This window comes from Enterobacter huaxiensis, assembly GCF_003594935.2.
In the GTDB taxonomy this organism is placed as follows: Bacteria; Pseudomonadota; Gammaproteobacteria; order Enterobacterales; family Enterobacteriaceae; genus Enterobacter; species Enterobacter huaxiensis.
In genome coordinates this window covers 1,295,937-1,319,857 of record NZ_CP043342.1, presented here as the reverse complement: position 1 = coordinate 1,319,857, position 23,921 = coordinate 1,295,937, and the positions used below count along the sequence as shown (strand labels likewise).

Sequence of the window (23,921 nt, the reverse complement as noted above, 5' to 3'; positions counted from 1 at the left end):
CCACCCGACAATCCCTTCTCCAACCCTCTAAAATCCCCAACAAAAAAAATAACTGTCATACTTTTCTGGCACTGTTGGACATATCGTGGAAATGCTCGCCATAATAAGGACGAGACGGATTTACCACGTCCTGTGATTGAACTGGAGTGTGAGCTGTAATGGGTCAGGAAAAGTTATATATCGAGAAAGAGCTAAGCTGGTTAGCATTCAACGAGCGTGTACTTCAGGAAGCGGCAGATAAAAGTAACCCGCTGATTGAGCGTATGCGTTTTTTAGGTATTTATTCTAATAACCTGGATGAGTTCTATAAGGTTCGCTTTGCCGAGCTGAAGCGGCGAATCATCATCAGCGAAGAGCAGGGTTTAAATTCCCACTCGCGCCATCTTCTGGGCAAAATACAGGCCCGCGTGATGAAGGCCGATCAGGAGTTCGATGGTCTGTATAACGAGCTGCTGCTGGAAATGGCCCGCAACCAAATCTTCCTGATTAACGAACGTCAGCTCTCCGTCAACCAGCAGACCTGGCTTCGCCACTACTTCAAACACTACCTGCGCCAGCACATCACCCCCATTCTGATCAACCGCGAAACCGATCTGGTACAGTTCCTGAAGGATGACTATACCTATCTGGCGGTTGAAATCATTCGCGGTGAAAACATCAGCTATGCGCTGCTGGAAATCCCATCGGATAAGGTTCCGCGCTTTGTGAACCTGCCGCCGGAAACCCCGCGCCGCCGCAAACCGATGATCCTGCTGGATAACATTCTGCGCTACTGCCTGGACGATATATTCAAAGGCTTCTTCGACTACGACGCGTTAAACGCCTACTCGATGAAGATGACCCGTGACGCCGAATATGACCTGGTGCACGAGATGGAAGCCAGCATGATGGAGCTGATGTCGTCCAGCCTTAAGCAGCGACTGACGGCAGAGCCGGTGCGTTTCGTCTATCAGCGCGATATGCCCGATGCAATGGTCGAAATGCTGCGCGATAAGCTCACTATCTCCCGCTACGACTCCATCATTCCGGGCGGTCGATATCACAACTTTAAAGACTTTATTGGCTTCCCGAACGTCGGCAAAGCCAATCTGGTGAACAAACCGCTGCCGCGCCTGCGTCACATCTGGTTCGATAAGTTCCGCAACGGATTCGACGCCATCCGCGAGCGCGACGTCCTGCTCTACTATCCGTACCACACCTTTGAACACGTGCTGGAGTTGCTGCGCCAGGCGTCATTCGACCCGAACGTGCTGGCGATCAAAATCAACATCTACCGCGTGGCAAAAGATTCACGCATCATTGATGCGATGATCCACGCGGCGCACAACGGCAAGAAAGTCACCGTCGTGGTTGAGCTGCAGGCGCGTTTCGACGAAGAGGCGAACATTCACTGGGCGCGCCGTCTGACGGAAGCGGGCGTACACGTTATCTTCTCCGCGCCGGGGCTGAAAATTCACGCCAAGCTGTTCCTGATCTCCCGTAAAGAGGGTGAAGACGTGGTGCGTTATGCCCACATCGGTACCGGTAACTTCAACGAGAAGACGGCGCGGATTTATACAGACTATTCGCTGCTCACGGCCGATGCGCGTATCACCAACGAAGTGCGTCGGGTGTTTAACTTTATCGAGAACCCGTACCGTCCGGTGAGCTTTGACTATCTGCTGGTGTCGCCGCAGAACTCGCGCCGCCTGCTGTACAAGATGATCGACAAAGAGATTGCCAACGCGCAGCAAGGTTTGTCGTCCGGAATCACCCTGAAACTCAACAACCTGGTCGACAAAGGCCTGGTGGACAGGCTGTATGCCGCCTCCAGCTCGGGCGTTCCGGTTAACCTGCTGATCCGCGGTATGTGTTCGCTGATCCCGGAACTGGAAGGCATTAGTGAAAATATTCGCGTGATCAGCATCGTTGACCGCTACCTGGAGCACGATCGGGTCTATATTTTCGATAATGCCGGCGATAAGCAGGTTTATCTTTCGTCCGCTGACTGGATGACGCGCAATATTGATTACCGAATTGAAGTAGCCACACCGCTGCTGGATCCACGTCTGAAGCAGCAGATCCTCGACATTATCGAGATATTGTTTAGCGATACGGTGAAGGCTCGCCATATCGACAAAGAACTCAGTAACCGCTACGTGCCGCGCGGCAACCGCCGTAAAGTCCGGTCACAGCTGGCGATTTACGACTATATCAAATCACTCGAGCAACCCGATTAACCTATGCCGATAAATGATAAGACCCCACGACCGCAGGAGTTCGCTGCGGTCGATCTTGGTTCTAACAGTTTCCACATGGTCATCGCCCGTGAGGTGGATGGCGCGATGCAGATCATCGGTCGTCTGAAGCAGCGCGTGCACCTGGCCGATGGCCTGGATGCGCGGAGCATGCTCAGCGAAGAGGCGATGGAGCGCGGCTTAAACTGCCTGTCGCTGTTTGCTGAGCGCCTGCAGGGCTTTTCGCCCTCCAGCGTGTGCATCGTTGGCACGCATACGCTTCGCCAGGCGCTGAACGCGCCGGAATTCCTCAAGCGCGCGGAGAAGGTGATCCCCTACCCGATTGAGATCATCTCCGGTAATGAAGAAGCGCGTCTGATTTTTATGGGCGTGGAACATACGCAGCCGGAAAAGGGCCGCAAGCTGGTGATCGACATCGGCGGCGGCTCAACGGAGCTGGTCATCGGCGAGGACTTCGAGCCGCGTCTGGTGGAGAGCCGCCGAATGGGCTGCGTCAGCTTCGCGCAGATGTACTTCCCCGGTGGGACGATAACCCGCGAAAACTTCCAGCGCGCCCGTATGGCCGCCATCCAAAAACTGGAAAACCTGGCCTGGCAGTACCGAATTCAGGGCTGGAACGTGGCGTTAGGCGCGTCCGGCTCCATTAAGGCCGCGCATGAAGTGCTGCTGGCGATGGGCGAAAAAGACGGGATTATCACCCCTGAGCGTCTGGTCCTGCTCACCGACGAGGTGCTTAAGCATAAGAGCTTCGACGCCCTGAGCCTGCCGGGCCTGTCCGATGAGCGTAAATCGGTATTCGTACCGGGGCTTGCGATCCTCTGCGGCGTGTTTGATGCCCTGGCGATTAAGGAGCTGCGCCTCTCCGACGGTGCCCTGCGTGAGGGCGTGCTGTATGAGATGGAGGGCCGCTTCCGCCATCAGGACATTCGCAGCCGCACCGCGCAAAGCCTGGCAAACCAGTACAACATCGACCGCGAGCAGGCAAAGCGCGTGCTGGAGACCACGGTTCAGATATACGAACAGTGGCAGGAGCAGAACCCTAAGCTGGATCACCCGCAGCTCGCCGCCCTGCTGAAATGGGCCGCCATGCTGCATGAGGTGGGGCTGAACATTAACCACAGCGGGATGCACCGCCACTCGGCCTATATCCTGCAAAACAGCGACCTGCCCGGCTTCAACCAGGAGCAGCAAACCATGATGGCCACGCTGGTTCGCTACCACCGTAAAGCCATCAAGCTCGACGATCTGCCGCGCTTTACGCTGTTCAAGAAAAAGCAGTTTCTGCCGCTGATCCAGCTGCTGCGCCTCGGGGTGCTGCTGAATAATCAACGTCAGGCAACCACAACGCCCCCGACGCTAAAACTGAAAACAGACGACCATCACTGGACGCTGAGCTTCCCGCACGACTGGTTTAGCCAGAATGCACTGGTGCTGCTGGATCTTGAGAAAGAGCAGCAGTACTGGGAAGCCGTCACCGGCTGGCTGCTGAAGATCGAAGAAGAGAGTTCAGACGTCGCTGCGTAACGGGTCAGGCGCTCACCGCGGGCGCCTCGCCTTCCAGCAGCGTTTCCATCTCCACCGGCATGCCGACAAGATACCCCTGAATATAATCGATGCCCAGCGCGTGAACCGCGCTGCGTATCTCTTCCGTCTCGACGTACTCTGCCACCACCAGCATTTTCTTCATCCGCGCCAGATGGCAAATGGAAGCCACAATCTGATAATCCAGGCTGTTGCTGACGATATTACGAATAAAGCTGCCGTCGATTTTGAGAATGTCAGCATCCACGCTCTTCAGGCGCGCATAGCTGGCGTAGCCTGTGCCGAAATCATCAATCGCAATACGCACGCCCATTTTCTGCAATTGTCTGAGCGTCTGTACCGCCAGCTCCGCATTGCCAAAGGTCGTGCTTTCAGTAACTTCAAATATCAGCTGCCAGGCCTCAATGCCGTATTTGGTCAACAGGCGGCTCACGTCGAGCGGGAGCTGCGCCCGGCATACCGTAGATGGCGCAAGATTGATTGCAAAACGCTGGCCCGGCAGCCGCTGGCGGTGTTCGGCCAGGAAGCTCAGCGTGCGTTCAATTACCCATAAATCGACGCGGGAAGAGAGCCCAAACTCCTGGGCAACCGGCAGAAACTGGTCCGGGGAGATCAAAACGCCGCTCATATCGGGCATCCGCAGCAGCACTTCGTGGTAGCTGTCGCCCCGCAGCCCCCTGACCGGCTGAATCATCAGAGTAAATGCATTCTGCTCAAGCGCGGTTTGCAGACGGCTCATCATCGCGACCTTATCTTTCAGGCTTCGCTGCAGATGGACCGCGCCCCGCTGCTGCAGGTTTTCCGGATGGTTGGTCGATAGCGAGAGATCGGCAATCACCCCCAGCTCACCTAACACCAGGTAGAGATGGTTAACCGGGGAGCGGACATAGCAGTAGCTTAAACCGACCTGTGGCTGCAGCGGCATGCCATCCCAGACGAAGCGAAACTGCTTGATATGCTCGTCCAGGGTATCGATTCGCTGCTGGTGCGACTCGGCGTTAAGCCGAACCGCCAGGTCATAGCCGGTCAGGTGATAGACCCTCTCGTTGGGCTGAAGCGTGCCGTTGATCCACTGCGCCAGCTGCTGTTTATACTGAATGCGCAGCAGTACGCCGTAATTACGCCCCAGAACTTCCAGCTCGGGAATGCGCAGCAGGCAGAGCGCCGACCACGGATTTTTTGCAAGGTCACGCGACAGCGCGCGAAGGTTCGGCATGTGGACGACTGGGTCGAGAAGCGCCAGCCTGCGGGAACGAATATTCACCGCGCGCTGGCGCGTCGCCAGCATCGACAGGTAAATCACCACGAACGAAAAGACCAGATAGCTGGATGAGGTAATCGCAAGCTGGATGTCATAGCCCTGATTAACGGGAATATAGCGGTAGAAATAGTGAATCGACACCAGCAGCACCGGCGTCCAGATAATCGACATCAGCTTATAGCCAAAGCGCATGGCTCCCCAGAGCATCACCGGCATCAGCAGCGATAACGTGTAGTTGGTGCTGAAAATTGAGCTGTTTTCGTTCATCGGGAGCAGCAGCAAAGAGAGCATCCCACCAAGGGCAATGAACCACACCAGAAACTCGACGGCGCTCACTTTTTTATCAACCTGCGCACGGATCTGCGAAATGAGGCTTCGGATATACCGCGGATGGCGGACGACGCGAATCAGCAGATAGCTCAGAGGAACGCCCGTCAGCCCGCTCACCAGCAGCGCCTGATAGTTGATGAGCGTGCGAATATTCATCGGGTTTAGCCCTGCAAGGCTCTGGCGGCTCTCATAGACGCCAAGGTAAACCGCGAACTGAAACAGCACCAGAAACAGCGTTGCGGGGCAGAAAGCCTGCCAGAAGATCCGTTGCCCCATCAGGCGGATATCCCCGTACGCCGTCATGTTTCGTCGGGGGGCAAACACCCGGTAACCGCCCCAGCTGAGCACCAGCGGGATGATAAAATGCATGATCCCGGCCACGGTCTCAAACATCCCCACTGACGGGTAGTAACGGAAAAACAGCGACAGCACAATCCCGGGAAGAGCCTCCACGCCGAAGAACATCATCAGGGAAAGCAGGAAAGAGAGTGGCAGATAGTACAGTGCGGCAATCCCATCGCCCAGCAGCGTTAAGGTATTCGCAAGGCTGATAACGGGAAGCAAAGCGACGGGTAAAATAAGCGGTAGCGCCCACCAGCGATCTTTATTGCGCGTCAGGATGTGGAGAATGTTCATAGATGCCCGGTTAAAACCCTTTCGCTCCAGAGGGTACGTGAAGACAGGCATCCAACCTGACGTATATGTCGCCCGAAATATACGGAACGCACATAGTGGAGGGTGGATTTTAATTATCGACACCGAAAATCCGTTGACTTAAATCAAACTAATTTATCCCAATGCAATTTTATTACGACTTTTTGGATTGTTTTTCTTGTAGTTATCAACGCAGTAAATATTTGAATCATTTTCAATAACAATAGTTAATGTAAACGCTGACCGTAATTTACACTTCGCAGAATTGACCCTGTCTTCCCGCTGTGCCTTAATATCCGTATCGCCCAAAAGGGTATGCCCAGGAAAAGCACAGTGAGTCAGGCAACGCGTATGCACAAACGACATCGATTTAACACTCGGATGACCCGCATCATACTGCTCATCAGCTTCCTGTTCTTTTTTGGCCGCTTTGTTTATTCCTCTATCGGTGCCTGGTATCACCACCAGGACAAGATCCAGTCGCAGCAATCCAGCCTGTCGGTCGAAACGCCCGAGCGCTAACGCGCAGACGGTTTTTGTAACAGCCGAATAATGCCCGCAATGCCTTTGCTAAGGATTTTATCCTGACGCATCACCACTGCCAGCTGCCGTTGTAGCACAGGCATCAGCGACCTGACGCACAGCCCCTCCCGGTCTGCTGCATCCTCTACCGCCATTCGCGGCACGATACTGTACCCCAGCCCCGCGCGCACCATGCGTTTGATGGCCTCAATACTGCCGAGCTGCATAACGGGTGCGATAGATAAACCGCTGGCCTCGAACCAGCCGTCTATCAAGGCCCGGGTGCCGCTTCCCGACTCGAACGCAATCAGCGGTTCCGCGTGCAGCCGTTCGGGTGTGATGTCGTTAAACAACGCCTGTTGCTCCCGCGCGGCAATAAACACAAACTCCTCATCCATTACCGTCATCACGTCAAGCGCCCTTCCGCTTGCGGGCAGCGTCACCAGCCCCATATCAAGGCGGTTTTCCTCAACGGCACGAACGATATCCAGCGTATTGCCTGTCGTTACGCCCACTCTGAGCAGCGGATGGTCGCTGCGCAGCTGCTGTAATAACGGCGGCAGCAGATGAATACAGGCCGTCGCCCCCGTCCCCAGCGTAACCGTACCGCTGACAGCCTGGCTGAACTCGCTTATGGATCGCACGGCCTCGTCCACGGCCAGCTCAATCCGCTCGCCGTGTTCCAGCAGAGCCTGCCCGGCCGCTGTTGCTTTAATACCGCGCCCGGTGCGTTCTACCAGCCGCGTTTGCAGAAACTGCTCCAGCTGACGTATTTGCAGGCTAACGGCAGGCTGGGAAATGCCCAGCACATCCGCCGCGGCAGAAAAACTGCCGCGCTGGAGCACCAGACGGAGCGTGGCGAGATGTGCCAGATTGAGCGTTGTCATTCAAAGTTTCTCTTATACGGCGCATAAGGTTGCAGACCTCCCGGCACAATAGCGCGCCCGCTATGCTGAGGACAACTGCATAACGGAATGAAAAATAATGGAAACACCTGCCCTACCCCGCCGTCTCGCCCTTACCGCCGGGTGCAATCAGCTCATCAACTGGGGGATTTCATTTTATATGCCGGGCACGTTTGCTCACGCCATCTCAGTAGACAGGGGCTGGTCTTCACCGCAAATTTACCTCGGCCTGACGCTGGCGATGCTGGTCATGGCGGCAGTCTCACCCTTTGTCGCCCGCCTGCTGGCGCGTTTTGGCGGAAAGCGGGTGGTCATGGGCGGCACACTCCTGATCGCCATAAGCTGCGTGATGATGGCCTACGCCACCTCTCTTGCGGGCTGGTACTGCGCCTGGCTGGTGACCGGCGTCGGGATGCGTTTGTCGCTGTATGATGCCCTGTTTGCCGCGCTGGTGAACCTGTATGGACAGCAGGCGCGAAGAACGATTTCGCGCATCACCCTGGCGGGTGGACTGGCATCAGCCGTCTTTTGGCCGCTGGGGGATGCGCTGGTCAACGTTATGAGCTGGCAGAACGCGCTGCTAATCTACGCGCTTTTTGGCCTGCTGAGCGCGATGCTTATCAGTCATCTTCCCCACCAGCGGCTCGTGGCTCGCGCGAAATCAGCGGCCAAAGCAGCGAACAGCGAGCGTCGCGACGGCTGGCTCTATGCGACCTTTATCGCGCTTATCACCTTCGTCTCCAACGGCACCTCGACGCATCTGCCGGAGTTTATCGTCAGTTTTGGCCTGCCGGTCGCCATCGGCATGCTGTGGGGGTTCGGTCAGACCGGCGCACGGCTGATGGAAGTCCTGGCAGGCGCCCGCTTAACGCCGCTCAGGTTGACGCTCTTTACGGCCCTTGCCATGCCGCTCTGCTTTCTCGTCGGGTTGAGCAGCGCGTTTTTCGTCTGGAGCGTCGCCGGGTTTGTGCTGGGCTATGGCGCCATTAACGGGCTGGTGACCATCGTCAAAGCGACGCTGCCGCTGGAGCTGTTTAGCGCGGAAAGCTACGCCAGCCGCACCGGTTTATTGCTCATACCCGGGCAGCTGACGGCGGCAGCCTCGCCGTTTGCCTATGCCTGGCTGAATAGGTCGCTGGGCATTACCGGCGGGATGTGGGTTTCGGCGGGACTGACGCTGGTCATTGCCGGGCTGGCCGTCGCGCTCGTACGCTCCCGCGGCAGAAATACGGTATCGTACTGTATCCCGGGCGCGACGCTGACAAACCGGTACAAAACCCCTTCCAAAGCAAACATTCCCGATACATAAAAATGGTCTTCTGTGTCTGTCGTCACGATTAACCGATTAGGAGACACAAATGATGCATCGATATTTCCTGCTGCCGTTCCTTGCCCTGACGTCGGCAGCGTGCGCCTGGGCGGAGCCGCTGGACGGGCTCAGCGCCAAAGAGGTCAACGGTCCTGCTGCCGTTGCGCCGCTTGAGCAGGCGCAGCCGGCGGCGAAACTGATTGTCGATCCCCCGTTAGCCGGCCCGCTGAGCAAGGGGGCGGTCTTTATTCAATACCGCACCGAGAACCTGCGTATTGAGCCCGTGTTCGGGACTGAGGCGCTAAAGATTACCCCGCGTATCGGCCATATCCACGTCGTGGTGGATGATGCCCCCTGGCACTGGGCCGACACCAGCGGCGAGCCCGTTATCCTGGTCGGGCTGCCGGCCGGAAAGCACAAGGTGACGATTATCCTCGCCGACCCTACCCATAAGCCTGTCGATCATAAAACCGTTGAATTCACCGTGCCGCCGCATGCGGCTGTCCATCACTTTTAAGGAGTCAGAAGATGAAAGCAGTCTTTATCGCAGCGGCCAGTCTGCTGGCCCTCTCCGCTGGCGCGTTCGCTGAAGAGCAAACCAGCGTAGTGCTGGTCCATGGCGCGTTTGCCGACGGCAGCAGCTGGAATAAGGTCATTACCCGGCTGCAAAAAAACCATACGGAAGTCATTGCCGTACAGCTGCCGCTCACCTCGCTTAAGGATGACGTTGCCGCCACGCAGCGTGCCATCGCCCGGGCGCAGGGTAGCGTGGTGCTGGTCGGCCACTCCTGGGGCGGCACGGTGATAAGCGAGGCGGGTAACGATGCACGCGTGAAGTCGCTGGTTTACGTCGCGGCGTTTGCGCCAGATTCCGGCCAGTCTACGGCAGACCTGGCGGGAAGTTATCCGGCCCCGCCGGGAAGTGCGGGCATCGCGAAAACGGCAGACGGCTATTTATATCTGCCAGCGAAGGCGGTCAGTACGGATTTTGCGCCCGATGCGACAACCGATGAGCAGCAAACCATCGCGGCAACGCAGGGGCCGATTAAGGCCGACGCGTTTGGAGAGAAAGTGGCGCATGCAGCCTGGCACGATAAGCCGAGCTGGTTTGTGGTCAGCAGGAACGACAGGATGATCAATCCTGAGCTTGAGCGGGCGATGGCGAAGAGGATCAATGCAAAAACCACGGAGGTGTCGGCAAGCCATGTGTCGATGGTGAGCCAGCCGGACGCCGTTACCCGCACGATTGAACAGGCGGTCAGGCAATAGTTAGCCGGTTAAACGGCGGCGGATCGCTTTACTTTTTGTACTTCAGTATCAGCCGCCGTCAGCACCGTGCCGTCATGCCCTGCCGGAGCCATAAGGGGTACCGGTTTGCCGGTATGCCTGTCGATTAACAGCGAATGGCGTTCCCCGCGCGCAAACAGGTGCTGCTCACCCCACTGCCGCAGGGCCACGACGATGGGGAACAGGCTCTCTCCTTTAGCCGTCAGGACATACTCCTGATACGCCGTACCATCTGAAGCCCCCTTGAGTTCAAGGATACCCGCCTCAACCAGCTTTCGCAGACGGTCCGAGAGAATGTTGCGCGCGACGCCAAGGCCACGTTGAAAATCCCCGAAGCGGCTCGTGCCGTCAAACGCATTGCGCACGATGAGAAGCGACCAGCGATCCCCAATCAGGTCGACGCTGCGGGCAACGGGGCAATATTCATCATTCGTAGTCTTACGTGGCGACACGGCTCCTCCGGCTTAATTCTGAACGCAATAACTGGTTGCATTTTAAAACTACCCGACCTAGCATTCAACCAGTTTCTTTTTGCAACCAGCCTGGACAATCCGAGGATTTCGAATATGTCGCTCACCTCACCGATACCCAACGATGCCGCCGACATGCCACGCAGCCTGGTCTGGCTTTTCGCCATAGCCAGCGGCCTGAGCGTGGCGAACGTCTATTACGCGCAGCCCCTGCTGGATGTGCTGGCACGCGACTTCGCCATCAGCCACTCGGCCGTGGGCGGCGTGGTGACCGCCACGCAAGCTGGCTGCGCTCTGGCCCTGCTTTTCGTGGTTCCCTTAGGTGACAAGGTGGATCGTCGTCGCCTGATGGCAATCCAGCTCTTTGCTCTTGTCGCGGCGCTGCTCTGCGTGGGCATGGCGCAAGGCGCTTACTCGCTGCTGGCGGGGATGCTCGCAACCGGCATGCTCGGTACGGCCATGACGCAAGGGCTGATCGCCTATGCAGCCAGTGCCGCTTCGCCGCATGAGCAAGGGCGGGTCGTGGGTGCGGCCCAGGGCGGCGTGTTCATTGGCCTGCTGCTGGCCAGGGTGTTTTCCGGTAGCATCAGCGACGTCGCGGGCTGGCGCGGAGTGTATCTTTGCGCCGCCGCGCTGATGGTCGTTATTGCGTTTCCGCTCTGGTGGAGGCTGCCCGCTCTGCCAGCCGCACCCAGCGTGATGCGCTACCCGCAACTGATTGGCTCAATGCTGACGCTACTGCGCCAGGAAAAAGTGCTGCAGGTGCGCGGCGTGCTGGCGCTGCTGATGTTTGCTGCATTCAATATTTTCTGGAGCGCGCTGGTGCTCCCACTGAGCGCCCCGCCCTACAATTTCTCACACACCGCAATCGGCGCGTTTGGTCTGGCTGGCGCGGTGGGCGCGCTCGCCGCCGGCTGCGCAGGGCGCTGGGCCGATCGCGGTTACGCCCACTACACCAGTGCGGCGGCGCTGGCGATACTCCTTCTGGCGTGGTGGCCGCTGTCGCTTATGGACCGCTCGCTCGGCATCCTGATTATCGGCATCGTGCTGCTGGATTTGGGCGGACAGGCGCTGCACGTCACCAACCAGAGCCTGATCTTCCGCACCCGCCCCGAGGCCCATAGCCGGCTGGTCGGGCTGTATATGCTTTTCTATGCGGTTGGCAGCGGTCTGGGCGCCATTGGCACCACGATGGCGTTTGCCGCAGCGGGCTGGCAGGGCGTGTGTCTGCTTGGAGGGACGGTCAGCCTGGGGGCGTTAATGTTCTGGTGGATAACCCGGAAATATCAATAAAAAAGCCCGCAGCATGGCGGGCTTGATTTACCTATGAACTACGCAGTAAGCGGGATTATTCCCACTCAATGGTCGCCGGCGGCTTGCCGCTGATGTCATAAACCACGCGGGAAATACCGTTTACTTCGTTGATGATGCGGTTAGACACGCGCCCTAAGAAGTCGTACGGCAGGTGCGCCCAGTGCGCGGTCATAAAGTCGATGGTTTCGACCGCACGCAGGGAGACAACCCAGTCGTACTTACGGCCATCGCCCATTACGCCGACGGAGCGAACCGGCAGGAACACGGTGAACGCCTGGCTCACTTTGTTGTACAGGTCAGCCTTGTGCAGCTCTTCAATGAAGATAGCGTCCGCGCGACGCAGCAGGTCGCAGTACTCTTTCTTCACTTCACCCAGCACGCGCACGCCCAGACCCGGACCCGGGAACGGGTGGCGGTAGAGCATGTCGTACGGCAGGCCCAGTTCCAGACCGATCTTACGCACTTCATCTTTGAACAGCTCGCGCAGCGGTTCAACCAGACCCATCTTCATCTCTTTCGGCAGGCCGCCCACGTTGTGGTGAGATTTGATAACGTGCGCTTTACCGGTTGCGGATGCCGCAGACTCGATCACGTCAGGGTAGATGGTACCCTGCGCCAGCCATTTCACATCCTCAAGACGCAGTGCTTGCTCATCGAACACTTCAACGAACACGCGGCCGATGATTTTGCGCTTGGCTTCTGGATCGTTTTCGCCTTTCAGCGCGTCCAGGAAGCGCTGCTCGCCTTCCACGTGAACGATGTTCAGACCAAAGTGGTCGCCGAACATGTCCATGACCTGCTGGGCTTCGTTCAGACGCAGCAGACCATTGTCCACGAAGACGCAGGTCAGGTTTTTGCCGATGGCGCGATGCAGCAGCATGGCGGTCACGGAAGAGTCAACGCCGCCGGAGAGGCCGAGGATCACCTTGTCATCGCCAACCTGCTGGCGGATACGCTCAACGGCGTCGTCGATGATTTTGGCCGGGGTCCACAGGGCTTCACACTGGCAGATGTCGCGCACGAAGCGCTCCAGCATGCGCATACCCTGGCGGGTGTGGGTCACTTCCGGGTGGAACTGCACGCCGTAGAAGCGTTTTTCTTCGTTCGCCATGATGGCAAACGGGCAGCTCTCGGTGCTGGCAACGGTCACGAAGTCGGACGGGATAGCGGTGACTTTATCACCGTGGCTCATCCACACGTCCAGCAGCGGTTTGCCTTCTGCGGTCAGGGAGTCTTCAATACCGCGCACCAGCGCGCTATCGGTGACGACTTCTACCTGCGCATAGCCAAACTCGCGCTCGTTAGAACCTTCTACGTGGCCGCCCAGCTGCATTGCCATGGTCTGCATACCGTAGCAGACGCCGAACACCGGCACGCCAGCTTCGAACACGTACTGCGGCGCGCGCGGGCTGTTCTCTTCGGTGGTGCTTTCCGGGCCGCCGGACAGGATGATGCCGCTTGGGTTGAATTCGCGAATCTGTGCTTCCGTGACATCCCACGCCCACAGCTCACAGTAAACGCCCAGTTCACGTACGCGACGCGCCACCAGCTGAGTGTACTGAGAACCGAAGTCCAGGATGAGAATGCGATGTTTATGAATGTTTTCCGTCATTGACGCTAATTCCGAGGCAAGTGAAACAAAAACAGAGCGCCCGGCTGAAGCCGGGCGCGGAAACTTATCAGGAGCCCAGACGGTAGTTCGGGGACTCTTTGGTGATCGTCACGTCGTGAACGTGGCTCTCCTGGATACCCGCACCGCTGATGCGCACGAATTCCGCTTTGGTACGCAGCAGGTCGATGGTACCACAGCCGGTCAGGCCCATACAGGAGCGCAGGCCGCCCATCTGCTGGTGAATGATCTCTTTCAGACGGCCTTTATAGGCAACGCGACCTTCGATACCCTCCGGTACCAGCTTGTCAGCGGCGTTATCGGTCTGGAAGTAACGGTCAGAGGAGCCTTTGGACATCGCGCCCAGTGAGCCCATGCCGCGGTAAGATTTGTAAGAACGGCCCTGGAAGAGTTCGATTTCGCCCGGGGATTCTTCAGTACCGGCCAGCATGGAGCCAACCATCACGGCAGCGGCGCCCGCGGCGATAGCTTTAGCGATGTCGCCAGAGAAGCGGATACCGCCGTCAGCGATGACCGGCACACCGGTGCCTTCCAGCGCTTCAACCGCGTCAGAAACCGCGGTGATCTGCGGAACGCCCACGCCGGTAACGATACGGGTGGTACAGATGGAGCCAGGGCCGATACCCACTTTCACCGCGCTACAGCCAGCTTCAGCCAGGGCGCGAGCGCCTGCGCCCGTTGCCACGTTGCCGCCGATGATCTGCAGATCAGGGTATTTCGCACGGGTATCACGAATGCGTTGCAGAACGCCTTCGGAGTGGCCGTGGGAGGAGTCAATCAGCAGCACGTCAACGCCTGCCGCAACCAGCGCGTCTACGCGCTCTTCGTTGCCTGCACCCGCGCCAACCGCAGCGCCAACGCGCAGACGTCCATGCTCGTCTTTACAGGCGTTTGGTTTACGTTCTGCTTTCTGGAAATCTTTCACGGTGATCATGCCGAGCAGGTGGAAGCTGCTGTCGACAACCAGCGCTTTCTCAACGCGTTTTTCGTGCATTTTGGCCAGCACCACGTCGCGGGTTTCACCTTCACGTACGGTAACCAGACGCTCTTTCGGGGTCATATAGACGCTGACTGGCTGGTTCAGATCGGTCACGAAACGCACGTCACGGCCGGTGATGATACCGACCAGCTCGTTCTCTTCGGTCACAACCGGGTAGCCGGCAAAGCCGTTACGCTCGGTCAGGGCTTTCACTTCGTGCAGGGTGGTGGTTGGCAGAACGGTCTGTGGGTCAGACACGATGCCGGATTCATGTTTCTTCACGCGGCGAACTTCTTCAGCCTGGCGTTCAATGGACATGTTTTTGTGGATAAAGCCAATGCCACCTTCCTGTGCCAGGGCGATAGCCAGGCGCGCTTCGGTCACGGTGTCCATTGCCGCAGAGAGCATAGGAATGTTCAGGCGAATGGTTTTCGTCAACTGCGTGCTGAGATCGGCAGTATTCGGCAGAACGGTGGAGTGAGCGGGAACGAGGAGGACGTCGTCAAACGTCAGTGCTTCTTTAGCGATACGTAGCATGGGCAATATCTCTGACCTGGGTGGTTAAATATTGCCGTGGCATTATACAGAGCGTAACCGATTGCATCTACACTTTTTTGAAAAAAATGCTTGCGATCGCTCCTCAGCAGGTTACTATCGACTGAATAACTTGCTGATTTAGAATTTGATCCCGCTCACATGTTATCCTCTCAATCCCCCTCAATTTATACTGTCAGCCGCCTTAATCAGACGGTGCGTTTGCTGCTTGAGCAGGAAATGGGGCAGGTCTGGATCAGCGGTGAAATTTCAAACTTCACGCAGCCGTCCTCAGGACACTGGTATTTTACGCTGAAAGACGATACCGCTCAGGTGCGCTGCGCGATGTTCCGCAACAGCAACCGACGCGTGACGTTCCGCCCTCAGCACGGCCAGCAGGTTCTGGTTCGCGCCAATATCACCCTGTACGAGCCGCGCGGCGATTATCAAATCATCGTCGAAAGCATGCAGCCTGCGGGTGAAGGTTTGCTGCAGCAAAAATACGAACAGCTAAAAGCCAAACTCTCTGCCGAGAAACTGTTCGATCAGCAGTTCAAGAAACCGCTGCCCTCTCCTGCCCACTGCGTTGGGGTGATCACCTCGAAAACCGGTGCAGCGCTGCACGATATTCTGCACGTGCTCAAGCGTCGTGACCCTTCCCTGCCCGTCATCATCTATCCGACCGCCGTTCAGGGTGACGATGCACCGGGCCAGATTGTGCGCGCCATTGAGCTGGCGAACGCGCGCCGGGAGTGCGACGTGTTAATTGTCGGGCGAGGCGGCGGCTCGCTGGAAGATCTGTGGAGCTTTAACGACGAGCGCGTGGCGCGGGCGATTTTCGCAAGCCTTATCCCCGTAGTGAGCGCTGTCGGGCATGAAACGGATGTGACGATCGCTGATTTTGTTGCCGATCTGCGAGCGCCTACGCCATCCGCAGCGGCGGAAGTGGTCAGCCGCAATCAGCTGGAGCTGCTGCGTCAAATTCAAAACGGCCAGCAGCGTCTTGAGATGGCGATGGACTACTTCCTCGCGAATCGCACACGCCGCTTCACCCAAATCCATCATCGCCTGCAGCAGCAGCACCCCCAGCTGCGCCTTGCACGCCAGCAAACCGTGCTGGAGCGTCTGCGTCAGCGCATGAACGTTGCGCTGGATAACCAGCTTAAGCGCGCGGTAACGCGCCAGCAGCGCGCGGCTCAGCGCCTCAACCAGCAGAACCCGCAGCCGAAGATTTATCGTGCGCAAACGCGCATCCAGCAGCTTGAGTATCGTCTGGCCGACAATATCCGCGCCCGGCTGAGCACCACCCGCGAACGCTTTGGCAACGCGGTGACCCATCTCGAAGCAGTCAGCCCACTCTCCACCCTGGCGCGCGGCTACAGCGTCACCACCGCGACGGATGGTAAAGTGCTGAAGCAGGCCAAACAGGTGAAAACCGGTGATGTGCTGACGACGCGTCTGTCAGACGGCTGGGTTGAGAGCGAAGTGAAAGCCGTTAAGCCGGTGAAAAAGACGCGTCAGCGAAAAACCGGATAATACTTCGCCGGTTAATTACTATACTGCTGCTATTCCCTTTTTTAATAAGGAGAGCAGCATGCCCCATCTTCATAGCGTTATACCCCCTTATATTCTTCGTCGTATTATCGAAAGCGGTTCCGAGCCGCAGCAGCGCTGCGCGCGCCAGACTCTAACCCATGTACAAACGCTGATGGCGCATATGCCGGGCAAACCTGCCGCCCCGCACGTCAATAAAGCCGGGCAGCTTGAGCGCGATATTTATGACGCGAAGCAGACCCAGGAGCTGCCGGGAACACAGGTGCGTTACGAAGGCCAGCCGTCGAACGGCGATGTGGCGGTGGATGAAGCCTACGATTATCTGGGTATCACCCATGATTTCTTCTGGAAAGAATATCAGCGTGATTCGCTCGATAATAAAGGGCTTATTTTAACCGGCACCGTTCACTACGGTCGGGAATATCAGAACGCCTTCTGGAACGGTCAGCAGATGGTCTTTGGCGACGGTGACGGGGAAATCTTCAACCGCTTTACCATCGCCATCGACGTGGTGGCGCACGAGCTGAGCCACGGCGTGACCGAAACCGAGGCCGGGCTTATCTATTTTGAACAGTCGGGCGCGCTAAATGAATCTCTCTCAGACGTATTTGGCTCGCTGGTGAAGCAATACCATCTGAAGCAAACCGCCGATAAAGCAGACTGGCTCATTGGCGAAGGGCTGCTGGCGAAAGGGATCAACGGCAAAGGGCTGCGCTCGATGTCTGAGCCGGGCACCGCCTATGACGATCCGCTGCTCGGCAAAGATCCGCAGCCCGCGCACATGAAAGATTTTATTAAAACGCGCGAGGATAACGGCGGCGTGCATCTGAACTCCGGCATCCCCAACCGGGCGTTTTACCTGGCGGCGACGGCAATCGGCGGCTACGCATGGGAAAAAGCGGGTTATGCCTGGTACGACACGGTTTGCGATCGCAATCTGGCGCAGGATGCGGATTTTGAGGCCTTCGCAAAACTGACGATAGCGCACGGAGAGAAACGATCCGGCAGCGGCGTTGGGGCGGCCATAAAACAAGCCTGGGAACAGGTGGGAGTGCTGTAAATGCAGGTTCCGGAACTGACGGATGACGCCGTGGTTGAGCTGGCCCGGGAAGGCGGCGTCGCTTTTATTCCTAAGCTGAGCGGGCAGCGCACCATCGCGCTCTCCTCGCTCAATGAGGCCCAGCGCCAGCGCCTGGTGAGCATCCTGGAGCAGGCCTTTCCGCGCGGCCAGCCGCCGGGGCAGGCCTCGTCACCCGGCAGCGGTGACCAGCGCTATTTCCGCATCCAGATTATCTGGACCGGGCAAAATCAGGCGCACTACGCCGATATCATCGTGCTGGTACCGGAGCAGGAAGCGCCCGAGTCGCTGGTCGAGCTGTGGAAGAAAGGCGAAGGCTGCGTGTGTGATTAGCCTTCGGCCCGAACAAACTCCACGCGTTTTTTAGAGATAAGACCGTGGCCGTTCTGGCAGAAATAGTCCACCGCCCCGCAGGCTTTTAATACCTGGAGTGGCTGATGACACTCCGGGCAGCGGGCCTCGAGCGCAATATCCTTATTACAGCTTTCGCAGTGCGCTACCCCATTCTGAGGATCAAGCGGTGCCTGGCATTCCGGGCAGGTAATCGTCATGGTGACTCCTTCAAAGCGTTGAGGTCTGCGATTATTTTACCACGTCACGTTCAGTGCGGGCCACGCAGCTGTTGCTGTAACGCCAGCAGCAGTTCCACTTCCGCTATCCTGCGGCGCGTCGTGCGGCTCACCTCTTGCGGATCCCGCTCAAACAGGCTTTTGGCGCCCAGGATCTGCTCCGCAAGGCAGTGCGCGTAGATCGTGCCGGGAATTGTCCAGCAGTGACGCGTGTCGCCATCGATCAGCTCCAGCACATCTTCAGCGCCGCGCCGGTTATGGCTGATGATGCGCCCGTCGCGCAGGCAGAAGCGTAACCCCTTTTGCCCGCCGGCCGGTCCTGCGTATTTGTTAAGCCAGATATCCACCGGCACGCCGCTGATATGTCCCTGAAGATGCGCCTCACCTTCCGCCGTGGTCATGTCGCCTTTTGCTATAGGGCATCCCAGGCGGTCTTTAGCCGTGACGACCTGCAGGGTCATATCGTCATTCCCGCCCAGATAACGCACCGTTTCACGCAGCATCGCCAGCACGTGCGTACCGATATCAAGAATTACGCCATCAGGGTGGCGAAGCGTTCGGGTATCCGGCTCGCCGGTGGCAAAGTTAAGCGCGATGGGTTCTCCTGCTGCGTTATATCCGCTCGGCTCCTGCAAAAAGCCGTCGATTTTGACGATGTCAGAGACATTGCCAACCAGCGACCGCTTCACCGTTTCGATGCGCGCCATCCAGTGGTCGAGCGCCAGCACGCGGGGCGCCACATCGGGCATGGCCAGTAGCGCGTTGAGCTTTTCGATTTGAGAAAGCGTGGCGACAATCGGTTTTTCAACCACAATGCGCGGCACGGGCGAGGCAATGGCCTGCTCCAGCACCTCAAGATGGTGCAGCGATGCGGTGGTGATAAACAGGGTATCGAGCGGTACGGCAAGAAGCTCTGCAAGCGACGCGCAGCGCGTGATGCCTTCAGGGTGTTTTGTGGGGAGAACATCGAACCCGAAACAGCGAACCGGGTGACCCAAAAGGGTACGCAACGCGGGCAGATACGCGGTTTCCACTACCGCGCCCAGACCAACAAATCCTAACTGCATAGTTTTACCTCAGGGAATACGGTGCCGGGGCGTAACGCCTGCCCCGGCACGCTGAGGTTTATGAGGCGTTAGCAGCCGGCTTAGTTTGCGCATTTTCCAGCATGCGGCGCACCGGAACAATGAGGACGATCAGAACCGCGGCGCAAATCAGCAGCGCGATGGAGCAGCGCGCGAAGAGATCCGGCAGCATATCCAGCTGATCGGCCTTCACGTGACCACCGATCAGGCCAGCCGCCAGGTTACCCAGCGCGCTCGCACAGAACCACAGTCCCATCATCTGGCCGCGCATTCTTTCCGGCGCCAGCAGCGTCATGGTCGCCAGACCAATCGGGCTCAGGCACAGCTCGCCGAGGGTCAGCATCAGGATACTGCCTACCAGCCAGAACGGAGAAACGCCTGCCCCACCGTTGCTCAGCACGTTCTGGGCGGCGAGCATCATCAGGCCAAAACCTGCTGCGGCACAGAGAATACCGATAACAAACTTGGTGATGCTGCTCGGGCGAATATTTTTGCTGGCAAGCTTCGGCCATGCCCAGCTAAACACCGGCGCCAGCAGAATGATGAACAGAGCATTGATCGACTGGAACCACACCGCCGGAATTTCAAAATCTCCAATCATGCGGTTAGTGTAGTCGTTGGCAAACAGGTTGAACGACGTTGGCTTCTGCTCAAACGCAGACCAGAAGAACGCGGCAGAGACCAGCAGAATAAAGCAGACCAGCAGTCGGGCGCGCTCTTTACGGTTTAGGCCCGCGAAAATGAACAGATAGATAAAGTAGAGCGCAACAGAAGCGGCAATCACGTAGACCAGCACGCTGGCAACCGCCACCGGGTTGATGACAATCACGCCCTGCGCTATCAGGGTCACAATGATGATGACGCCCACTGCCAGCGCCAGCAGCCACGCCCCTACGCCGTTGCGCTTCACTACCGGGCTGTTCCAGGTGGAGTCCAGGCCAACTTCGCTGTCATAGCGCTTCATCGCCGGAACGGCAAACACGCGGAAGATAATAAGCGCCACCAGCATCCCGATGCCGCCGATGCCAAAGCCCCAGTGCCAGCCGTGCGTTTTGATCAGCCAGCCGGAAATCAATGGCGCAATGAATGAGCCCATGTTGATGCCCATGTAGAACAGCGAGAAACCTCCGTCACGGCGCGCATCGCCTTTTTTATACAGGGTACCGACCATAACCGAAATACAGGTCTTGAACAGGCCAGAACCGAGCACAATGAACATCAGGCCGATGAAGAACAGGTTGTCGCCCATAATGGCGGACAGCGCAATTGACAGATGGCCGAGCGCAATCAGAATTGAACCGTACCAGACGGCTCTCTGCTGACCGAGCCAGTTATCCGCCAGCCAGCCGCCCGGCAGCGCCGCCAGGTACATGGTTCCCGCGAAGATACCCACAATCGCCGAGGCGTTTTCACGCGCCAGCCCCATTCCGCCGTCATAGACGGTCGCAGCCATAAACAGGATCAGTAGCGGGCGAATGCCGTAAAACGAGAAACGTTCCCACATCTCGGTGAAGAACAGCGAACCGAGCGGATACGGATGGCCGAAGAACGTTCGGCTTTCTTTTTGATTAACAGAGGATTGCATAATTCTCCCGAAAAGGTATGTGTCGTGCTTGTAAGCACCATCCTGTACGCCGGCCAGTTACGTATCTGACCGATTTTTTACAGGCGGCGAAAATTTAGTTAACCATTTGATAACCAGGCGCTAGTTTTGTCTAGTACCGGACCCTGGACTTTAAGATGAAAATTCGATGATTGTCTAGTTTCTTAGATTTAAACATGGTTAAAAATGAATAGTGATTGACATCACACAGGGATAACAGGTGCTTTGAAAGGATGAAAAAAAACCCGCGACGGGCGCGGGTTTTCGTAAGATCGGCAGTGATTACTTGCTTTTCTTAATATGCTTGATCAAACGCTTACGCTTACGCATCTGGTTTGGCGTCAGCGTATTGCGTTTATTCGCGAACGGGTTTTCCCCTTCCTTGAACTGAATACGGATCGGCGTTCCCATTACGTCCAGTGATTTACGGAAGTAGTTCATCAGGTAGCGCTTGTAGGAATCCGGCAGGTCTTTCACCTGGTTGCCGTGAATCACCACGATTGGCGGGTTATATCCCCCGGCGTGGGCGTATTTCAGCTTCACGCGACGGCCACGCACCAGCGGCGGCTGGTGGTCTTCTGCCGCCATGGTCATGATTCGGGTCAGCATTGCCGTGCTCTGGCGACGGGTGGAGCTGTCGTAGGCTTCACGAACGGATTCGAACAGGTTGCCTACACCGCTGCCGTGCAGGGCAGAGATGAAGTGCACGCGAGCAAAATCGATAAAGCCCAGACGGAAGTCCAGGGTCTCTTTTACCTGCTCTCTTACTTCGTTGCTCAGGCCATCCCACTTGTTGACCACAATCACCAGTGAGCGCCCACTATTCAGGATAAACCCGAGCAGAGAGAGATCCTGATCGGAGATACCTTCGCGCGCGTCGATAACCAGCAGCACCACGTTAGCGTCTTCAATCGCCTGCAGGGTTTTGATAACGGAGAATTTTTCCACCACATCGGTGATTTTCCCACGCTTACGCACGCCCGCGGTGTCGATGAGGACAAACTCGCGCTCATCGCGCTGCATTGGGATGTAGATACTGTCACGCGTAGTGCCCGGCATGTCGTAGACCACCACACGTTCTTCACCGAGAATACGGTTAGTAAGCGTAGACTTACCTACGTTTGGACGCCCGACGATAGCCAGTTTGATCGGCAGATCCTGCGGGTTGAAGGTCTCTTCAGGCTCTTCTTCGCCCTCTTCAGCGTCTTCAGCGTCTTCAAACTGCGCCCAGTATTCAGCGTCTTCGTCCACTTCTTCCGGCGGGTTTACTTCGTCAACCCACGGCAGAAGAACGGTTTCCAGCAGGCTGGTGACGCCGCGGCCGTGAGATGCCGCGATAGGGTAAATATCACCCAGGCCTAAAGACCAGAAATCCGCGACGGCCTGATCGGCATCGATGCCGTCAGTTTTGTTCGCCACCAGGAAGGTTGGCTTTTCACGCGCGCGCAGATGTTTTGCAATAGCGGAGTCTGCAGGCATCAGGCCCGCACGGGCATCCACCATGAACAGCACCACGTCCGCTTCTTCAATCGCCAGCAGAGACTGTTCCGCCATGCGGGTTTCAACGCCGTCTTCCGTACCGTCAATACCACCGGTATCGATACAGATGAACTCGCGTCCTTCCACCTCTGCACGACCGTACTTACGGTCACGCGTCAGCCCCGGGAAATCCGCAACCAGCGCATCACGGGTGCGTGTTAAACGGTTAAAAAGAGTGGATTTTCCAACGTTAGGGCGCCCGACAAGCGCGACCACAGGTACCATGTTTGAAGCCTCATAAAATTCAAATAAACGTCGCTTTTGCGGCGTTTTTAAAAATGTCAAAACGGCTCCTGAGTGAACAGGAGCCGTTTAGTATACTACAACCGCTGGGTAATTAACGCGTGATCGCGTACAGCGTGCCGTCTTTTGCCTGAATCAGCAGCTTGCCGTCAGCCACAACCGGATCCGTCAGGAAGCCGGAGCTGTCGACTTTTTGCTGCGCCGTGAAGCGGCCCGTTTCCGGGTCAACCCAGTGCATGTAACCTTCGCTATCACCCACAACCAGGCTACCGTTATACAGTACCGGTGCGGTCAGCAAGCGGTGCAGCAGATCGCTCTGCGTCCACAGGGTTACGCCGCCTTCGGTGTTCAACGCCAGCAGACGATCGTTCTGATCGACCATATAAATACGGTTACCCTCAACCACGAAATCGTTCACCGAGCCCAGCTCACGTTTCCACATGATCTGGCCACTGCGCAGATCCAGTGCGGTCAGGTTACCGTTGTAGGCCAGCGCATAAACAACGCCGTCAACAATGACAGGGGTAGTGTCTACATCGCTCAGACGGTCAATTTCAGTTGAACCCGTCGCCTGAGAGATACGCTGCTGCCAAATCAGCTGGCCCTGCTGCATCAGAACCGCGCTCACGCGGCCATTGTCACCGCCGACGATAGCAGCACCAAATGCAACTGCCGGGGCTGATTCACCACGCAGAGACAGCGCTGGCATGTCCAGGTTGACCGTCCATTTCACCAGACCATCCGCTTCGTTGAGCGCCTGCAGCTGCCCGTTGCTGGTGTGGATCAGCACCAGGCCGTCGCTCACTACCGGACGAGACAGAGATTCACCGGCAACCGAGGTTTGCCAGGCAACAGAACCATCGCTGGCGTTCAGCGCATAAACCTGCGCTTTTTCGCTACCCACATACACGTGACCACCGGCAACCGTCAGGCCGCCAGAGAGCAGTGCTGATTTGCGGGAAAACCAGCCGTCTTTTTCCGCCAGGTTAACGGACCAGACTTCCTTCCCGTCATCACTGTTCAGCGCTTTGACGGTGCCTTTGCGGTCTGCCGCATAGACAACGCCGTCGGCAAATGCCGGATGCAGGTTGGAATAGAAATCGCCAATACCATCACCCACGGAGGTGTTCCATGCGGTGGATGGGGTAAACTGGTTTTCAACCGTCGGCAGCGGGGACATTTTTACAATATCTTCTTCGCCACTGAACAGTGAACAACCACTCAATAACGTAACAGAAAGCAGTCCTGACAGAAGTAATTTACGCAATTGCATTGG

Annotated in this window: 20 protein-coding genes; 10 read left to right on the top strand and 10 right to left on the bottom strand. The window is 57.3% G+C overall.

From position 1 onward, the window contains the following. The first annotated feature begins 158 nt into the window (after nucleotides 1-158). Together ppk1 and ppx are read left to right on the top strand one after the other, a co-directional pair. Nucleotides 159-2,219 carry a polyphosphate kinase 1 gene (gene ppk1, locus D5067_RS06390; protein WP_119937422.1) on the top strand — a complete coding sequence of 687 codons (2,061 nt, stop codon included), beginning with the start codon at nucleotides 159-161 and terminating at the stop codon, nucleotides 2,217-2,219. Nucleotides 2,220-2,222: 3 nt separating this feature from the next. Beyond that, nucleotides 2,223-3,761 (top strand): exopolyphosphatase, encoded by a 1,539-nt coding sequence (gene ppx, locus D5067_RS06385; RefSeq protein WP_119937423.1) that lies wholly within the window; start codon nucleotides 2,223-2,225, stop codon nucleotides 3,759-3,761. Nucleotides 3,762-3,765: 4 nt separating this feature from the next. Here ppx and D5067_RS06380 read toward each other — a convergent pair whose 3' ends face one another. Next, the gene (locus D5067_RS06380) at nucleotides 3,766-6,006 is read right to left on the bottom strand and encodes a bifunctional diguanylate cyclase/phosphodiesterase (protein ID WP_119937424.1); all 2,241 of its coding nucleotides are present in this window, start codon (nucleotides 6,004-6,006) and stop codon (nucleotides 3,766-3,768) included. Nucleotides 6,007-6,357: 351 nt separating this feature from the next. On the opposite strand from D5067_RS06380, the gene D5067_RS06375 reads away from it, so the two are divergent. After that, nucleotides 6,358-6,546, top strand: coding sequence for a YfgG family protein (locus D5067_RS06375; protein WP_133302824.1), 189 nt, complete (start codon nucleotides 6,358-6,360; stop codon nucleotides 6,544-6,546). On the opposite strand, the gene D5067_RS06370 is transcribed toward D5067_RS06375, so the two are convergent. Then, complete coding sequence (locus D5067_RS06370; RefSeq protein ID WP_119937426.1) at nucleotides 6,543-7,433, bottom strand: LysR family transcriptional regulator; 891 nt, start codon at nucleotides 7,431-7,433, stop codon at nucleotides 6,543-6,545. The genes D5067_RS06375 and D5067_RS06370 overlap by 4 nt on opposite strands. Before the next feature lie 97 nt (nucleotides 7,434-7,530). On the opposite strand from D5067_RS06370, the gene D5067_RS06365 reads away from it, so the two are divergent. From D5067_RS06365 to D5067_RS06355, 3 genes are read left to right on the top strand one after another with little or no spacing between them, the layout of a single operon-like run. Continuing rightward, nucleotides 7,531-8,760, top strand: coding sequence for an MFS transporter (locus D5067_RS06365; protein WP_119937427.1), 1,230 nt, complete (start codon nucleotides 7,531-7,533; stop codon nucleotides 8,758-8,760). A gap of 49 nt (nucleotides 8,761-8,809) precedes the next feature. Next, nucleotides 8,810-9,277 carry a DUF6130 family protein gene (locus D5067_RS06360; protein ID WP_119937428.1) on the top strand — a complete coding sequence of 156 codons (468 nt, stop codon included), beginning with the start codon at nucleotides 8,810-8,812 and terminating at the stop codon, nucleotides 9,275-9,277. Nucleotides 9,278-9,288: 11 nt separating this feature from the next. After that, a complete protein-coding gene (locus D5067_RS06355; protein ID WP_119937429.1) occupies nucleotides 9,289-10,029 on the top strand; it encodes an alpha/beta fold hydrolase in 741 nt (246 codons plus the stop codon). A gap of 8 nt (nucleotides 10,030-10,037) precedes the next feature. On the opposite strand, the gene D5067_RS06350 is transcribed toward D5067_RS06355, so the two are convergent. Then, nucleotides 10,038-10,499, bottom strand: a complete 462-nt coding sequence (locus D5067_RS06350) for a winged helix-turn-helix transcriptional regulator (RefSeq protein WP_119937430.1) — start codon at nucleotides 10,497-10,499, stop codon at nucleotides 10,038-10,040. Nucleotides 10,500-10,613: 114 nt separating this feature from the next. Between D5067_RS06350 and D5067_RS06345 the strand changes: the two genes are divergently transcribed. Beyond that, entirely contained in the window at nucleotides 10,614-11,810 is a 1,197-nt protein-coding gene (locus tag D5067_RS06345; protein WP_119937431.1) for an MFS transporter, read from the top strand. Between the two features lie 55 nt (nucleotides 11,811-11,865). On the opposite strand, the gene guaA is transcribed toward D5067_RS06345, so the two are convergent. Further along, complete coding sequence (guaA, locus tag D5067_RS06340) at nucleotides 11,866-13,443, bottom strand: glutamine-hydrolyzing GMP synthase (RefSeq protein ID WP_119937432.1); 1,578 nt, start codon at nucleotides 13,441-13,443, stop codon at nucleotides 11,866-11,868. A gap of 67 nt (nucleotides 13,444-13,510) precedes the next feature. Beyond that, complete coding sequence (gene guaB / locus D5067_RS06335; protein WP_119937433.1) at nucleotides 13,511-14,977, bottom strand: IMP dehydrogenase; 1,467 nt, start codon at nucleotides 14,975-14,977, stop codon at nucleotides 13,511-13,513. Between the two features lie 159 nt (nucleotides 14,978-15,136). Between guaB and xseA the strand changes: the two genes are divergently transcribed. From xseA to D5067_RS06320, 3 genes are read left to right on the top strand one after another with little or no spacing between them, the layout of a single operon-like run. Beyond that, nucleotides 15,137-16,510 (top strand): exodeoxyribonuclease VII large subunit, encoded by a 1,374-nt coding sequence (xseA, locus tag D5067_RS06330; RefSeq protein ID WP_119937434.1) that lies wholly within the window; start codon nucleotides 15,137-15,139, stop codon nucleotides 16,508-16,510. Between the two features lie 58 nt (nucleotides 16,511-16,568). Further along, nucleotides 16,569-17,588 carry a M4 family metallopeptidase gene (locus D5067_RS06325; protein ID WP_119937435.1) on the top strand — a complete coding sequence of 340 codons (1,020 nt, stop codon included), beginning with the start codon at nucleotides 16,569-16,571 and terminating at the stop codon, nucleotides 17,586-17,588. After that, entirely contained in the window at nucleotides 17,589-17,939 is a 351-nt protein-coding gene (locus tag D5067_RS06320) for a protealysin inhibitor emfourin (protein ID WP_024908659.1), read from the top strand. On the opposite strand, the gene D5067_RS06315 is transcribed toward D5067_RS06320, so the two are convergent. The 5 genes from D5067_RS06315 to bamB form a co-directional block, all read right to left on the bottom strand. Continuing rightward, nucleotides 17,936-18,157 (bottom strand): zinc ribbon domain-containing protein, encoded by a 222-nt coding sequence (locus tag D5067_RS06315; RefSeq protein WP_119937436.1) that lies wholly within the window; start codon nucleotides 18,155-18,157, stop codon nucleotides 17,936-17,938. The genes D5067_RS06320 and D5067_RS06315 overlap by 4 nt on opposite strands. A 50-nt stretch (nucleotides 18,158-18,207) precedes the next feature. Next, nucleotides 18,208-19,242, bottom strand: coding sequence for a Gfo/Idh/MocA family oxidoreductase (locus D5067_RS06310; protein WP_119937437.1), 1,035 nt, complete (start codon nucleotides 19,240-19,242; stop codon nucleotides 18,208-18,210). A 58-nt stretch (nucleotides 19,243-19,300) separates the two neighbouring features. Beyond that, nucleotides 19,301-20,845, bottom strand: a complete 1,545-nt coding sequence (locus tag D5067_RS06305) for a peptide MFS transporter (RefSeq protein ID WP_119937438.1) — start codon at nucleotides 20,843-20,845, stop codon at nucleotides 19,301-19,303. A gap of 300 nt (nucleotides 20,846-21,145) precedes the next feature. Continuing rightward, nucleotides 21,146-22,627: a ribosome biogenesis GTPase Der gene (der, locus tag D5067_RS06300; protein ID WP_119937439.1), complete on the bottom strand. Its 1,482-nt coding sequence runs from the start codon at nucleotides 22,625-22,627 to the stop codon at nucleotides 21,146-21,148. A 112-nt stretch (nucleotides 22,628-22,739) separates the two neighbouring features. After that, nucleotides 22,740-23,918, bottom strand: coding sequence for an outer membrane protein assembly factor BamB (gene bamB, locus D5067_RS06295; protein WP_119937440.1), 1,179 nt, complete (start codon nucleotides 23,916-23,918; stop codon nucleotides 22,740-22,742). Nucleotides 23,919-23,921 lie beyond the last annotated feature (3 nt).